A 14836-nucleotide genomic window follows, 5' to 3' on the forward strand; every position below is an offset into this window, starting at 1 on the left:
AGATAAAAAATGAGGTACAAAACATTCCTAATACCAGCTTTCATTGCCTTCCTCCTCGCCAGCTTTTATATAGTAAAAAGTCCTGGAGTAATAGAAAGTGACGCCAAAGAGTACGATGATTTGGCCATTTCCATTTTAGATGGCAAATTTGAACTAGCTGGCGAGGTCAGTATGGAAAGAGAACCGGCCTACCCCCTTTTCCGCGCTATCCTAAAAATTATAAAAGATAGTCCAGGTTTTATACTCTGGGTCCAAGCTATCATATATTTCTTCAGCATCTTTTTAATCGGCCTGACTATGAGCAAAATTGATCCTGAAAAGGGACACTTCGCTGCCTGGGGAGCAGCTCTCGCTTACGGACTAGCCTTCTACCCTTCGGTTCACATTTCTGAAACATTAGTCGCTTTCCTCCTCGCGCTCATAGGTTATAACCTTATGGAGGGGATAGAAAAACATTCTTGGGTCTATTTCGTAAATATAGCTATATTTTCTTCTTTCTTACTCCTCACTCGTTACACATATATCCTAGTGCCTATCGCAGCATTTTTTATTTTATTGAAATACACCAAAGAGAAACTAAAAGTTTATATGGGTTTTCTGATAATTTTATGCCTTGTTACTCCTTGGGTGGTGAGAAATTATAAACAGTTTGGTGAATTTAATATGGCCGGTCGCTCTGGCGGCATACTTTATGCAAGAGCTTTGAGAGCTGACGCTTCCTGGCGAAGCTTAGGCGATAGTTACCTCTCTGCTTTAGTAGGTCGGGGTATATTATTTACAATCTATCCGAATAATCAATCCATCTGGCTTGAACAGTGGGGAGATTGGTGGAGAGACAAAGAAACCATAAGAGAAATGTGGGGTGAAGGCCGTATTGAAATAGATAGGAATAGAAAAGAGGCCGCTTTCGATATTATTTTTAAAGATTTTAATACTTTTGCAAAGTTTGTAGCTTGGACTGGAGTCGACGAATTACGCTTGCTCCAATTACCAAACCCCATCTTTCAAGCAGGAGGTTCACCTATCGAAGGTACTTATGGGGTCGAGGCTCAAAATACCAACCTCTCTGGTTTAAAATTGGGAGCTCTCGGTATCACTCATCTAATCCAATTAATTTGGTTTATAGTCGTTATATTTAGTACATGGATTGGATTTAAAAAATACGGACTGAAATTCCTACCAGGAATTTTCCTGATTTGTGTACTCCTACCTCACAGTATCGCCGACAATATCGCTAGGTACGGAGCTCCATTGCAACCATGGCTCCTTTCTGGTATTTTTATGACGCTTTTATACCCACTAAAAACACATGTCTTTAAGCGTCATAATACCAGCCTTCAATGAAGAGAACGCTATCGCCGATACTATTAAGCGTATCCAAAATCTAGGAAGGAAAGAAAATAGAGAAATAGAAATCATAGTGGTTAACGATGGTAGTAGCGACACAACAGCGGAAATCGCTAGAAGCTCTGGGGCTAAAGTGATAGATCACCCAGAAAATGGGGGCTATGGCCTCTCAATTCAACATGGCATAGAAGTTGCTTCTCACTCCCTCATAGGCATTACCGATGCAGATGGCACCTACCCAATAGAAGAATTCCCCAAGTTAATTCAAATGGTCGAGGTGCAAGGCTTCGATATGGCAGTAGGAGCAAGGACAGGGAGTGAACACAAAAAAGGGTTATTTAAATATCCGGCCAGGATAATGTTTCGCCTCCTTGCCGAATATGTTTCCGGTCGACGAATTCCAGATATAAATTCCGGGCTTCGAGTGATGAAGAAGGATAAACTTTTGATGCATTACGAAAGAACTTGTCTTGGTTTTTCCTTCACTACCTCTATCACCCTCATTTTTATGCTCAAGGGATATTTCGTGGGCTATACTCCGATTCCATATGCTAAAAGAGTAGGTAACTCGAAAATCCGTCACTTCAGGGACACATTACGCACTGCTCAAATCATGATCTCTGTCATTGCACACCACAATCCCCTGAAACTTTTTTTGCTTCTCTCCATGATGAGCACTCTATTTTCCTTGGTATGTTTTGCCATTGGCACCACAACCACATTTTATTTGTTTTCAGTGATCGGCTCTGTCCTCATCGGCGGCGTGCCCATCATCCTCGCCCTCGGCTGCCTTGCCGAACTCTTTCGCCTTAGTAGCGACAAAGGTATCTAAAAATTCTATTCTTTTTGATATTCAAAAGTAATTTTGGAAATATCACCAATAATTTTCTCCAGATTTTTAAAATCGGAACCTTTGGTCATGATACAAATAAAATAAGGTTTTTTGGGTAAATAAACTATGCCGCAATCGTGCAATTCATGGTAATTCCATGCGCCATCTTTATAAAGACCACTCTCACCAAATTTGTGAGCTATCACTACATCTTCCGGCACCCCCTGCCTTAAACCTTTATCGAAATTGGTGTAAGTGAGTAATTGAAGAGCTTGCTCCGAAATCGATCTAGGCAAATAGGTGCCATTGTATAAGACTCTAAATATACGGGAATAGAGTTTGGCAGACAAAAAATCTTCACCCAGTTTAGCCGTTTCAGGCAAACGCAAATGTTTATAGAAATCTAATATTTCATTCGAATGTCCTTTAACTAAAAGTGGAGCTATGACATTATCGGAATTTACTATCATTTGCTTGATAAGATCAGAAGCACTGTAAAGACCATCAGGAAAAGTTTTGGATTTATAAAACTGCCCAGGATAATCTTCCTGTTTATAATAGAATTTCTGATTTAAGATACTTGGATCGTCTTTGGCTAGTTTGAGATACACCACCATTATGGCCACTTTCAACATACTGGCGGGAGCATATAGTTCATCTTCGTTCACACCGGTCCACTTACTAGTATTCATGTCTCTAAAATAAAAAGATGTTTTCTCTGCCTCTCCCTTCTCCATAGCCTCATCTATGTATTTAGAGACTTGGTTTTTCAGAGGATCAAGTTCTGGAAAATCTTCTTCAGCATTGTCTAGAAATAGAAAAGGATTTATATATTTATATTCTGTTGAATCCTCTCTTACCGGTATAGACGATGCTTCTCCGATAACCCCCCTCTGCTCTAAATAAATATTCCCGAACCAACCAAAAAGAACGAGTAAGCTACCGAGGAACATATTTTTATAATTTAATATCTGGTGCATTTTGGCAATCATAAATAAAAGCATTCATATAACGATCGCGAGCTTCATATATTTTTTTACACGAATCAAAATACTTTCGATAAATACTATTCGGATCGACAGGAGGAGCATCGATTTCGAGGTAGTGGCCGGAGAAATTATTGATAGTTTCTATTTTTTGATTCTGATCAAAAATTGGCGAAGTATAAAGGCGTTTTTGATATTTACCAGTTTGCATTATTTCCCTGCCACCATTGTCATTGTAAACGACCACTTTTTTTATATCAGAATTATTTTTAATAAATTCCGCTGCATCACGCACAAGAGCTGGAGCATATCCGTTTATTTTACCGAATGTATATTCTTCAATAAATACAGCGTTATAAAATAGCCCTAGAATCAAGAAGGCAACCCAAATTTCTTTTTGCAAATTCTTCTTCCATAAATACAACCCCGTGAACACTGCCCCCAAAATCCAAGATAGGGCAATAAAAATAAAAGAAACATAGAAAGTAAGAGGCCCAGAGCCACCGCTAAATGGATACAGGAAATTCCAGTTGAAAGAAAGTATCCTGTCTATCCACTCTGCCTTAGGGTGCAATGCTGGGACATATTGGTCTAGAAATTGAGTAAGGAAAACGAAGAAAACACAAAGCAGAAAAATTATTTTGCTAGCGTGCCTTCGTAGGAGCGACGGCGACGAAGAGAGAAAATTTTCAGCAGAAAATACTCCAGCAATAATACAAAGTGGCACAATCATGAATTGGAAGTAACGATCCAGAGCTCCAGCTGAAAAATCGAAAAGAATGAGATAGAAAATTAATCCAAGTGCTAAGAAGAGATGAAATAATTTTAAGTCTTTACTATACGGCGATCCCACTTCGCTAAAGCTTCGCGGGACAAGCAAGGAAATAAGAAAAGATAAAACTAAAAATGGAGACAGATAAAATAGAGCTTTCACAAACTGGATACCGCTTTGGAAGAAATTCCTGCTGCCGAAGCCTTTCATAAAAGTTTCAGAGTAAGCTATTATTTTTTGCAAATCGAAACCTGGGAAAAGTTTTTGGGCTACAAACATAAGTAAGGCAACTAAAACAGCAAAAGAGATTAACCCACTTAAAGCATATAAAATGTTTTTACGATTAAGTTTTTCTTTATGATTCCAAACAAAATCGAGAATTAAGGCTCCAATAACAAGAGCAAAACTAAACTTAACCAACATTCCTAAGATGAGAGCGGCCACGAGCAAGCCACCAAATAAAAACTTTTTATTGCCAGTAGAAGAACTAAAATAATCATAAAACAAAATAGAAAGAAGAAAGAAGAAAGGTAGCACTGCCCCATCAGTATCTATCATAAGCGAAGCTAGAACTGAGAAAAATGAAAGAGCAAAAAATAGAGAAGACCAAAGAGCCGCCCCTACCCCGTACCGACGACGCACAATAATATAAATTAAAGTCAGGTTAATAAGAGAGAATATAAGTGGCGTAACTCTAAAATTCTCATCTCCAAAAAAGTTCCGAGTAGCCCTATAGATGGCTTCACTAAGTGGAGGGTGTGGAATAACCCCCGGTTCAGTCAGTTCCGGATTTACAATTATCGGCCACTTGTATTCATCTTGGTGATATGGAGCGTGGATAGCAGGTAACCTTAAAGCAAAAAACAAAATAATGATACCGAAGAACAACAGATATTCCTTTTTATTAGAAACAAAAGCCTGCATTTACAATCACATAATACCAAATCTGCCCTCCAAATGAAGTCTCTCCTCTCCCTTGCAAAATAAGCTGTATTATGCTATAATAATGACTAGATTCTTAAAAATTCGTCCCAATACTGGGACAATACACAAGGAGAAGTATCCATGGAAAATAAAGACCCGTATATGAACCGGCTAAAGTTGATAGGACCCCGAAAGGTAAAGAGGGGGGACAGGCTCATCGTCCAGACGAGGGGGGGAGGTAGTTTCAGTGGTGAACGGATCATCACGCTCCTCAAGAACCAAGAGCGGCGAGTCTACCCTCGCATCGGAACAGTGATCAGCTTTGCTGGTCCTGTAGAAGTGATCGGCTCGCGCGGCAGTGCTGCCGGCGGGGCAAGATCGCCTGGCGGCGTCATCGATGAAAGAATCGCGCGTATCACTAGCCGACAGGTACCTGACAACCCTAAGGAGTCAGCCCCTTGCCTGGAATTTCTGGGAAGTGGGCTGACACTGTTTCTCCACTTCATCCATCCGGGACAAGTAGCCCGCGTGTTGAAGGCTTCCTAGAGCCTCGCAGTTCCCTCCCCGGCCGTGCACACTTCGTGGTGCACGGCCATTTGTTTTGGTATTTTAGATGAGGTTTATTTCTGACTTACAAACAGCATCTGCCCTGCAAAAGGTTTCCAAGGAGAATTTATATAGAATCGGACAATAAATTTAAGTAAGGAATTTGGAATGATGGAAGAATTGGAACGCATAGAGAAAGGCAAAAAACACGGCATCTTAAGAATTATTTTCATATCATGAGAGAGTAAGAAGCTTTCCAAAGCGGCATCACTAAAAACTTTTTTATGAGTCGGATCGTCAAAATAATTAGCGGGCTGCAAACGGTAATTTGGTTGCATCAAAATTAACTTGCCTCCATTTTTCAAAACCCTCTTCACTTCCCCCATCACTTTCCCTAACTCCTCATCTGTAAAATGCTCAAATAAGTTACTGGCATGCACTACATCAACCGAAGCCTCCGGAATCAAAGCTAGATCCCAAGCCGGTGCCTTGATCAAGGTAATACCTGGGGCAGCGTAATTTGAAAGCTCAGGCGAAGTATCAATCGCGTATTTTTTGCTGGCTTTTATATTATTTATAAAATCACAATAACCTGCGCCCAAATCAACCACCGTCGCCTCTTCTGGAATGTATTCTGATTCAAACTTAGTAATTTCCTTCCAAACAATGGAACGCCTGGCATCGAAAGTGTACCTGGATTCATAATATTTATCTGTCATGTTTATATTTTTTTAAAGAAGTATCTGATAATAACAGGAATCATCTTTATTCCCAATTTAGCCGCTTTCCATACACTCCCAGTATAAGTAGAACGGCCTATTCTTTCTTTATATATAATGGGTACTTCAATTACTTTGAGGTTGCGGCGCAAAATCCATATCATAAGCTCGGGAGAAAAAGTGCCGTCCCCTTTTGATAAAGGGAACAGGTCTTTTATTTTTTCCAAAGCTCCCCTATTTAGCAATTTATAAGTACAGCCAACATCGGTTAGTACTGGGCCATTGAAAAGAACTTCAATAAATTTAGCCCAGAGCCAGTTGGCGAAGCGTACCGGGAAAGGCATGAAGGCTCCCGACCAAATGGCAGCGCGCGAAGTACGAGTGCCGAAAACAACATCGAATTCATCGCTATAGGCTAGCAATTTTTCTATATCCTTCGGCTGGAAAGTGCCATCAACCTCAGTCAAAACGATAAGATCCCCTGTTGCCTCTTGCATTGCTCGCATATAAGCATGGCCATAACCCTGCTTAGACTCACGTATTTGGACGGCTTTGGTTTTAGCAATTTCTTCCTCAGTATTACCAAGGGCATTGTTATTCACAGCAATAACTTCATCCACTATGCTAGTAGCAAAATATTGATCAATAATGGCGCGAATACTCTCCGCTTCATTATAAGTACCAAAAGCCACACTTACTTTTTTGCCTTTATACATGTTTCTAGTTTCCCTATTAAAGCATTTAAACTGTGATTTTGGAATACATAATCTCTCAATTTTTGAGAAACTTCTCTCTTCATATTTTCATCAGCTTTGAGCCAGAATTCTATTTTTTCTGCTATTTTATTTGGTTCTAACTCTATTATTAAATCTTTGAATGCCTCAGCGCCAGATAAAGAAGTGTTAACAATAATGGGTAATGAGCCACAAGCTGCGGCTTCTAAAATGGTTTTGTCGAACGAGCCAGAAGGGGTAAGATTTAAGAAAATCTCATATTTAGAATAAATTTCGGGAGTCTCATAATTTGGAACACTTGGATAAAAATTGACCAGTCCGTCTCCTGTTAAATCCTTGTTCTCCTCTACTAATTTTTTCTTATAATCCACATCTCCCAGATTAGCTGGGTCACCCACGATATCCAAGACAAAATTTACCCCCCTCTCTCTCAAAATCCTAGCAGCTGCAATAATTATATGTAAATTTTTAACCAGCGAAATCCTTCCGAGAGATAAGATCGAATTTTTTCTTCTTTCCATCTTTCCATCTTTAAATAAATCAGTATCAATCCCCACCGGCATCAGAACAGTCTTCTTAAATTTAGCAGTATAAGAATCTCTAGAAGTACAGAATACTTTTTCTGAAAGTAAAACTGCAATACGAGTGAGCAAATTACCTTTTTTATGGTTTCTCCAAAGATATATTTTTTTACTCAAAATTTTCCAAAACAATCCACCAAGCAAAATATATTCCTGATTCATATGGACGAAAACAGAAGAATAATTTAAAGAAAAGAAGCAAAGATGGAAAAATTTAAAAATGTATTTAAGTTTGTTTCCACCATGTTCTTTGCCAAGAGAGTAAACTTGGACGTTAGAAGGTAAGTCATAAACACCCTTCTGTAAACAGATTACGGATACAGATTCAAATTTCTCTGCGAACTTGGCGAGCCAACCATGAAAAAAACCAAGCACAGGATCGTCCCTATCGACTTTTTGAGTAATTATAAGTAGCTTCATTTTTTGTGGAAAATAAATTTACGATAGACAAAGAAATTGAAAATAGCGACGATCACACCACAAACTATTTGAGCCAAAATATACCAAAGCAACAAAAGGCTGACAAAAATATACATGACGAGGGTGTTGAGCCCGATACCGATGAGACCAACCAGAATATACTTCATAAACTGCACATGAGTACCCTTAATCTCTGTGTTCTGAAATACCCAAAGTTTCTGCATAAGGAAACTGACAACAAAAGCGATGCAGAAAGAAACTATAGATGAAAGAAGATACCAAATACCTAACAGATCGGTAAAAATATAAAGAAAAAATATCTGAGTAAAAGCTGCTGTGCCCCCCCCAACAAGAAAACGCAGAATTTTATTACCTTCAAAAATAGCTCTGATAAAATTTTTCTTGTCTCCTTCAAGAGCTTTTATTACCGCTTCTTTATAACGAGCTAGGTACTGATCCTGGGATATAATATGGCCGAGGGACCAATTCCTCGCCTCCCCCCCTACTTCTGATCTTAATTGTTCATCTCCAATTAATCTCTCTAAGTTTTTAGCAAAACACTCCACATTTTTAGGATTACAAACGAAAGCTCCTGCAATCTCTCTAGCTACCCCCGCATCAGATAAGACTAAAGCCAAGCCAGTAGAAGCAGCTTCTACAATAGACATCCCGTAACCCTCAAAAAGCGAGGTAGAAATATAAATATCAGCGCTAGCGTACAAACTAGGTAAATCTTTCACCCAACCAATAAATTTTACTTTATCTTTTATATTCAAATCGACACATATTTTTTCCAAATTTTCGCGCTCACTACCTTCGCCAGCAATAGTAAAAACGGCTTCTGGATATTTTGCTGAAACTATTTTAAAAGCTTTCAGAGCTGTCTCCAAATCTTTCTCCTTCTCCAATCTACAAACAGTCAAAATATTTCTCCCCGTCTTTTCTAAATCTTTCCATCTTTCCTTATTTACTTCTTTCCTTTCTATCCTGATCGGCAACACCTCTACATTCTCATTAAAATCCTTCACACTCTCCCTCACCCTCTCGGAAACTACCCGCACACTATCCGCATAAGGCAACACGATATGCGCCAAGAAAAATCTGATAAAATTCAAAGGCGAGGAAAGTAGAAAATATTTATTATTAAAATCGGTATGTAGCTGAACTTGAAGTGGAATTTTGTATTTGAATTTTAACAAAACACCCACGATACCGATTTCAAATGGATCTTGGGTAGTGAGTACACAATTTGTAGTTTGTAATTTGTAATTTGTAATTAATTTTCGAATTATTCTGAATGTATCAAACAAAGACGATGCTGAATAAGCATAAACATTTTCCGAAATATTTCTCTCAAAAGATTTTTCTCTGCGATTTATAATTACTAGATCTAACTTATCAAAAAGACGCCCGTATTCAACTTGCCTGTTTCTAACAGCTGAGCCTTCTTCAAATATTTTACTATCCGTACCTATAGATATGACTTTTATATTTTTTGTCATATTTTTTGGTAAGTAGCCAAGAACTCTACTGCTATCTCATCCCAAGTATGTACGAAATTAAAATTCCTGACTTTTTCTTTGGCTCTCTTATATCCTTCTTCTGTTAGCATTTCACGGATAGCTCCCTCTATCTCCTCCTCATTGTCCGGATCGATAAAAACACCTGCTTCTTTGATCCTCTCATAAATCCCAACCTCCCTAGTACAAATGAAGGGCCTATTATGCCTTATGCTGTCCAAAATCATATTGGGGCTGATATCACCAAGAGAAACTAGAATTACGGCATAAGCACTTTTCATTTTTTGCATTAAATCTTTGAAGGGCAAACTATCCATAAAAAGTTGTGCCTCTGGTATTTTATTAAATATTTTCTTCAATATATCTAAGTTTTTCCAAATCAACTTCCTAGTTGAAGCGACAAACTCTCTCGAACTTGGCTCCAAATCCCCTTCTTTGGGCCCATAAAAATTCTCCACAATAGAAGTTTTGCTCCTATCCATACCGTAAGCTTTTACAAAAATATCTCTCTGCCAATCAGTAGAAAATATAGTATGAGTGACATTTTGCAGTGTCCACCTAGTCAAACTAAAAACTATTTTTTCTTTAGCAGAGAAAAACGATTTTTCAGTGTCGTAGAATTTTCTAAGCAATACTTTTTTAGATGTTCTTTCCACATAACCCTCCCAAAGGAAATCTCCACCGGTCCTTATCATTGATTTTTTACCAAAAATTTTACAGGCGAGAACGGCAGGTAATCCGACACTGAAAGTGTCTAGTACAAAAATCATATCAGACGATAAGACTGCTGGAATAATTTTAAATAAAAAAAATAAATGTCTCACCCCAGACGGTAAATAATCTTCTACCCCATAAGTTTTTACGATAACCTCATGCCCCAATTTCTCAAAAGAATCCTTCAAATTCTTGGCATACTGGGCAGGACCACCGACTTTCGGTGGATAAATGCCTGTAGCGATGAGAATTTTAGAGCTTGCCATGAATTTTCTCTTTATACCATTCTACTTCTTTCTTCAGCCCCTCTGCTAAAGAAATCTTCGGATTATAACCAAGCAAATCCTTTGCCTTCGTGATATTGGCTGCTGTCTCAAGTTGGTCACCAGGCCTTTTTGGTAACATATTAAACTTAGCCTTTTTACCAAAAATCTCTTCTATAATAAGAATCCCCTCTCCAGTAGTGTTAGTTGTATCATTGCCAAGATTTATAATCTCACCTTTAACTTTTTCAAAATTTTGAAGAACTAGAATACAACCGTCCACGATATCTCCAACATAAGTGTAACTCCTCACATGGTCTTTTGCTCCCTCATATAAAGTGAATTCTTTATCCTCACACATTGCCTTCGTGAGCTTGTGGAATAATTTCTCCGGTCTTTCTCTTTCTCCATAAACAGAAAAAAAACGTAAAGAAACTGCCGGAAAACCTTTTTCTCTAGCAAGAGCTAAAACTATTTGTTCAGATGCGAGTTTAGTCACTCCATAATGGGAAGTTGGCTTAGGCTCTGACTTCTCGTCACCTTGAGCATGCTTACCATAAACAGAAGAAGTGGAAGCATAGATGAAACCTTTCAGGGTGGGAATGTTTCTAGCGTGTTCAAGAAGTTTGTGAGTAGCAATAATATTATTATTCAAATAATCTTCAAATGGAGTGGTAGCCGAAATACCAGGTTGGGCGGCCAAGTGGAAAATAAAATCTGTACCTGTGAGTAGATGGCTTATATCATCCACGGCTAGATCCAAGAAATGCACCCTGCCTCCAGCAAGCTCCACATCTGCCACATTGATCCTTTTGATAGCGGGGTCGTAATAGGAGGTTAATGCATCCACCCCCACCACCTCATGCTCCAAAGCCAAAATCCTCTCGCATAAATGCGACCCAATCGCCCCCGCCGCCCCTGTGACTATGATCTTCATCCTCCTCATAATGCCACACTTTCCTCTTATTTTTTACTTGACAAAGGATATATTACATGATAATCTGATCACGGAGGTGCAAATTGGACAGACCAATCATCGTTTTTGCATGTGACCTCACTGAAGGGGGTTGCGAGTTAGGTCCAGAAACCAAAGCTCGTTGCGACGTCGCGACCCAACGAGTTCAAGAGTACAAAAATCGAAGGGAAAAGGGATTTTTAATCGTCAGTGCTGGCATGAGTGACAAAAGAAAGTACCCTCAACAAGAAAAACTTATGTCAGTCATGATGAGAGACTACCTTGTCTCAATCGGCGTTCCGTCTGAACAAGTTATCCTCGGTAAACCCGTGTGGGGAAGCCGGGGAGAACTCCAGGAAGCCCTGCGAATAATCCTGGGACGACAAATGTACATTTTCCATCCAGCTATCATTTGGAAAGATGGGCGAGGTATAGTGAGAGATGGAGAAGATTTTTGTTTAGGAAGTTGGAGCGAATACCATATAGACATGGTATCTGGCTGGTACCACAAATGGAGACTCATCTATCTATCAAGAAAAGTCAGAAAGATGATACCTCTATCTCGTCGTAAAGATAAATGGCATATCCAATTCCTAGCAACCAAAGGAAGTTTCAAGAGTTTTCTATGGGAACTAATCAAGCTTCCTACGGCTTTAGTTAGAAGATGATCTCTCCCGTTTTACCAGACGCGCTCGTAAGAGCGCGTCATTTTTTTACCACCAAAACCAAATAGCCGGAGAATTTTTGGTGCCAGGGTTTGATGGAGAGAATATTGTCCAGGTTTTCGATTTTGTGGGCGAACCATTGGCCAAATTTGGGAGAGATTTTGTAAGCTAGTCTGGTAGAAGCAAATAAGACGCCTCCGGTATGAATATTATTGTTATTTATATTTAATTTTGATGTGAAAAATTTCCTAATAGAATCAGGGGTCCTGAAATCGCAATAGTTGGGCAATTCTTTGATACCAAGTTTCTCTAGCAAAGCAAAAAACTTGTATTTAATATAAAAACCATCGAGAGCATATTTATTGACGAGAGTGACTACCAACTTCCCTCCCGGCTTCAAAACTCGCAAACACTCCCGATAGCCTTGTATTTGCTCCTCTAAATTCAGGTATCTGAAAACTTCGATAGCAAAAACTGTATCGAAAGAATTGTCGGCAAAGGGCAAGCTACTCAAACTGGCATTTTGAAAATTAATACCCGGATAATTATTTTGGGAATACTCTCGCATACCTTCTGCTGGCTCTACAGCTGAAACAGCAAAACTTTTTTGCTCAAGTAAATTAGAAAAATAACCGGTACCCGAACCGACATCCAACACCTTATCCCCCACCTTCAAATTCTTATCTATAAAAGAAAGAAGAAATTCAAAAAGCTTCTTCCTGTCGTAAGTGAAAGCGCTAGCATAAGGATTCTTTTCATATACCTTATAACGATCAGCAAAAACAGAGGCATTGTCATGATGCGAGGAGACCGCTTTATTTTCCCCCTTTTCGCTTTCTTTAAATTCAGTAGCTATTTCATTCATCGTCATAATTTTAATATTTAGTGATTTGGCTGTCTTTAGTATTTCTTCTAAAATCCTAAACTGGTTATCAGTATCATAGGCAAAATTGGAAGGATGGAACCAGAGGTGAAATATTTTTTTATTTTTTTCTGCTGATTTTAATGAGTTCTTAGCTTTCTTGATAATAAAATTCGAAGGAATCAGTTTCCTTAAGCCATTACGCCCAATAAGTAACATGCCCCCAGGGATAGACATTAAACCAGATGAGTGTACCTCCGGCAACCCAGAAACTGCCCCAAGCCAAAAGTAAGAAAGGAAGTGTGTAAGCCTAGAAGGGTGCTCGTTGTGCCTAAAAGATGTGATGCCTGCTTCCCGGAGCTCTCTGTAATACCCTTCCGAATTACGCGGGAATACAAAAGATTTGAAAGTTAGGTTATTTCTTTGATGTATTTCTTGAGCTTTAGTTATATCCTCCCTCACAACCTCCTCACTATTTTCACCATAAATTATGTGTGAATATGAGTGGCTACCTATTTCATGACCTGCTTTGGAATTTTTAATAAGAGGTATTAAATTTTCCGTATCGTGCCACAATAAGTCATCACCAGGTTCCAAAAGTTTACCCACGATAGCCCAAGTCACCGGGACATCATACTTCTCAAACAAATTAATTAACTTCCTCGTAATTTCTACTTCTTTTTTAATATCTTCTTTTTGGCTTGCAGAAATATCCTTATCGACATAGCCCCAAGCAAATTCAAAGTCAATGCTGATAGTAAATATGCCCTCTTTCATAATCATTTTATTATATCTTTGCAAAAATCTTCTGCCCCATATCTACCGCGATATTATTCCAATCATATTTTTCTACCACCATTTTGTAAGCATTCTCTATAACTTGGTTTTTATTCGGATCGGAAACACAGCGATTGACTGCTACAACTATACTCTCTGGATCTTCTGGTTTACAAAAGTATCCAGTCTCCCCATCTCTCAAAAAATCCACGATCCCCCCTACTGGCGTAGCAATAACTGGCAACCTTGCCGCCATAGCCTCTAGAAATGAGTTGCCCATACCCTCTGAAAGAGAAGGACGAATGAAAATATCGGAGGCTTTCAAATACCCAGGCAAATCATCATGGCTGACAAAACCCATAAATTTAACTCTGGATTCCAAATTTAATTTCTGCACTAATTTTTTCAATTCATTCTCCAATTCTCCAATACCAAAAATAATAAACTTAATATTATCGGAAAGGTTGGCCAAAGCTTTTATTACATCCACCACTCCATTCTTCACATTCAACCTCGAGCTTGTAATTAAAACCACATCATCTTCTTTGAATCCCCAATCTTTTCTTATTTTAATCTTTCCATCTTTCCATATTTCCATATCAAATTTTCCCAAATCTACCCCATTTGGAATTAAATATGCTTCTCCTCTAAAGCCAAAAGTCTTAGCTCTATCTAATAAGTAATTACTGATAGCTACTAAAAAATCAGCTTTTTTTAGAGTCAATCTCCATGATAAATCAATAAGCCCTGCCCATTTATATTTCAAATGCTCTTCTGAATCGCCTTCTTGCAAAGAAAGAATAAAGGACACTCTAGGATTAAAAATTTTAAAGAAATAAGCAGAGTAGCCAGCATAATTGGCCATAAGAGACCAAGTAGCATGAAAAGAATATTTTTTATGTAGGGAGTTAGCCTTAAAGAAGGCCGAGACAGGATAAAGTAGTTTATTTATAAACAAAACAAATCTATGGTAACTTACCACGTCTTGTTTAAAGATAGGAAAACCGATCCTATGCAATACGACATTGCCAAATTTTTCCTCTTTTTTATCGAGAGATGAACGAGAAAGAGTAATCATATGGAACTCGGTAACTTCAGGATTTATACGGTCAGCAATTTCTTTCACGGCAGCCTCAGCCCCACCTACATAATGAGGATAATAGACGAGTGAAAATATGAGTATTTTTCGAGTGTTTGGCACAAGAAACATCCTAACAAA

General features: G+C 38.6%; 13 protein-coding genes. 3 read left to right on the forward strand and 10 right to left on the reverse strand.

Annotation, left to right across the window (positions count from 1 at the left end):
• Positions 1-9 precede the first annotated feature (9 nt).
• Together VJH67_02825 and VJH67_02830 are read left to right on the forward strand one after the other, a co-directional pair.
• The gene (locus VJH67_02825) at positions 10-1344 is read left to right on the forward strand and encodes a glycosyltransferase family 39 protein (GenBank protein ID HEY4516096.1); all 1335 of its coding nucleotides are present in this window, start codon (positions 10-12) and stop codon (positions 1342-1344) included.
• Entirely contained in the window at positions 1310-2179 is an 870-nt protein-coding gene (locus VJH67_02830) for a glycosyltransferase family 2 protein (protein HEY4516097.1), read from the forward strand. Before VJH67_02825 ends, VJH67_02830 begins: the two co-directional genes overlap by 35 nt.
• A 5-nt stretch (positions 2180-2184) precedes the next feature.
• Here the strand turns inward: VJH67_02830 and VJH67_02835 are convergent, their stop codons facing one another.
• From VJH67_02835 to VJH67_02870, 8 genes are all read right to left on the reverse strand, one after another.
• Positions 2185-3159, reverse strand: coding sequence for a serine hydrolase (locus tag VJH67_02835; protein ID HEY4516098.1), 975 nt, complete (start codon positions 3157-3159; stop codon positions 2185-2187).
• Positions 3137-4861 (reverse strand): glycosyltransferase family 39 protein, encoded by a 1725-nt coding sequence (locus tag VJH67_02840; protein HEY4516099.1) that lies wholly within the window; start codon positions 4859-4861, stop codon positions 3137-3139. The genes VJH67_02835 and VJH67_02840 overlap by 23 nt, the downstream gene beginning before the upstream one ends.
• A gap of 620 nt (positions 4862-5481) precedes the next feature.
• On the reverse strand, positions 5482-6126 hold the full coding sequence (locus VJH67_02845; GenBank protein HEY4516100.1) for a class I SAM-dependent methyltransferase: 645 nt from the start codon (positions 6124-6126) through the stop codon (positions 5482-5484).
• Between the two features lie 2 nt (positions 6127-6128).
• A complete protein-coding gene (locus VJH67_02850; GenBank protein ID HEY4516101.1) occupies positions 6129-6842 on the reverse strand; it encodes a glycosyltransferase family 2 protein in 714 nt (237 codons plus the stop codon).
• On the reverse strand, positions 6821-7861 hold the full coding sequence (locus VJH67_02855; protein HEY4516102.1) for a glycosyltransferase family 4 protein: 1041 nt from the start codon (positions 7859-7861) through the stop codon (positions 6821-6823). The genes VJH67_02850 and VJH67_02855 overlap by 22 nt, the downstream gene beginning before the upstream one ends.
• Positions 7858-9363, reverse strand: a complete 1506-nt coding sequence (locus tag VJH67_02860; protein ID HEY4516103.1) for a glycosyltransferase — start codon at positions 9361-9363, stop codon at positions 7858-7860. The genes VJH67_02855 and VJH67_02860 overlap by 4 nt, the downstream gene beginning before the upstream one ends.
• Positions 9360-10361: a glycosyltransferase family 4 protein gene (locus VJH67_02865; protein ID HEY4516104.1), complete on the reverse strand. Its 1002-nt coding sequence runs from the start codon at positions 10359-10361 to the stop codon at positions 9360-9362. Before VJH67_02865 ends, VJH67_02860 begins: the two co-directional genes overlap by 4 nt.
• Positions 10348-11295 carry an NAD-dependent epimerase/dehydratase family protein gene (locus tag VJH67_02870; GenBank protein ID HEY4516105.1) on the reverse strand — a complete coding sequence of 316 codons (948 nt, stop codon included), beginning with the start codon at positions 11293-11295 and terminating at the stop codon, positions 10348-10350. The genes VJH67_02865 and VJH67_02870 overlap by 14 nt, the downstream gene beginning before the upstream one ends.
• A 236-nt stretch (positions 11296-11531) precedes the next feature.
• Here VJH67_02870 and VJH67_02875 point away from each other — a divergent pair, with 236 nt between their 5' ends.
• Complete coding sequence (locus VJH67_02875; protein ID HEY4516106.1) at positions 11532-11981, forward strand: hypothetical protein; 450 nt, start codon at positions 11532-11534, stop codon at positions 11979-11981.
• A gap of 37 nt (positions 11982-12018) precedes the next feature.
• Here the strand turns inward: VJH67_02875 and VJH67_02880 are convergent, their stop codons facing one another.
• Together VJH67_02880 and VJH67_02885 are read right to left on the reverse strand one after the other, a co-directional pair.
• Positions 12019-13623, reverse strand: a complete 1605-nt coding sequence (locus VJH67_02880; protein ID HEY4516107.1) for a methyltransferase domain-containing protein — start codon at positions 13621-13623, stop codon at positions 12019-12021.
• Positions 13624-13627: 4 nt separating this feature from the next.
• Positions 13628-14827: a glycosyltransferase gene (locus tag VJH67_02885; GenBank protein ID HEY4516108.1), complete on the reverse strand. Its 1200-nt coding sequence runs from the start codon at positions 14825-14827 to the stop codon at positions 13628-13630.
• Positions 14828-14836 lie beyond the last annotated feature (9 nt).

The sequence above is a fragment of the Candidatus Paceibacterota bacterium genome, assembly GCA_036517255.1.
Taxonomy (GTDB): domain Bacteria; phylum Patescibacteriota; class Minisyncoccia; order Phycocordibacterales; family WO2-35-19; genus DATDXE01.

Coding starts and splice junctions, on each gene's coding strand:
- VJH67_02885 (HEY4516108.1), bottom strand. CDS start 14,827: ATGTTTCTTGTGCCAAACACTCGAAAAATACTCATATTTTCACTCGTC.
- VJH67_02880 (HEY4516107.1), bottom strand. CDS start 13,623: ATGATTATGAAAGAGGGCATATTTACTATCAGCATTGACTTTGAATTT.
- VJH67_02870 (HEY4516105.1), bottom strand. CDS start 11,295: ATGAAGATCATAGTCACAGGGGCGGCGGGGGCGATTGGGTCGCATTTA.
- VJH67_02835 (HEY4516098.1), bottom strand. CDS start 3,159: ATGCACCAGATATTAAATTATAAAAATATGTTCCTCGGTAGCTTACTC.
- VJH67_02865 (HEY4516104.1), bottom strand. CDS start 10,361: ATGGCAAGCTCTAAAATTCTCATCGCTACAGGCATTTATCCACCGAAA.
- VJH67_02875 (HEY4516106.1), top strand. CDS start 11,532: ATGAGTGACAAAAGAAAGTACCCTCAACAAGAAAAACTTATGTCAGTC.
- VJH67_02860 (HEY4516103.1), bottom strand. CDS start 9,363: ATGACAAAAAATATAAAAGTCATATCTATAGGTACGGATAGTAAAATA.
- VJH67_02850 (HEY4516101.1), bottom strand. CDS start 6,842: ATGTATAAAGGCAAAAAAGTAAGTGTGGCTTTTGGTACTTATAATGAA.
- VJH67_02840 (HEY4516099.1), bottom strand. CDS start 4,861: ATGCAGGCTTTTGTTTCTAATAAAAAGGAATATCTGTTGTTCTTCGGT.
- VJH67_02845 (HEY4516100.1), bottom strand. CDS start 6,126: ATGACAGATAAATATTATGAATCCAGGTACACTTTCGATGCCAGGCGT.
- VJH67_02855 (HEY4516102.1), bottom strand. CDS start 7,861: ATGAAGCTACTTATAATTACTCAAAAAGTCGATAGGGACGATCCTGTG.
- VJH67_02830 (HEY4516097.1), top strand. CDS start 1,310: ATGTCTTTAAGCGTCATAATACCAGCCTTCAATGAAGAGAACGCTATC.
- VJH67_02825 (HEY4516096.1), top strand. CDS start 10: ATGAGGTACAAAACATTCCTAATACCAGCTTTCATTGCCTTCCTCCTC.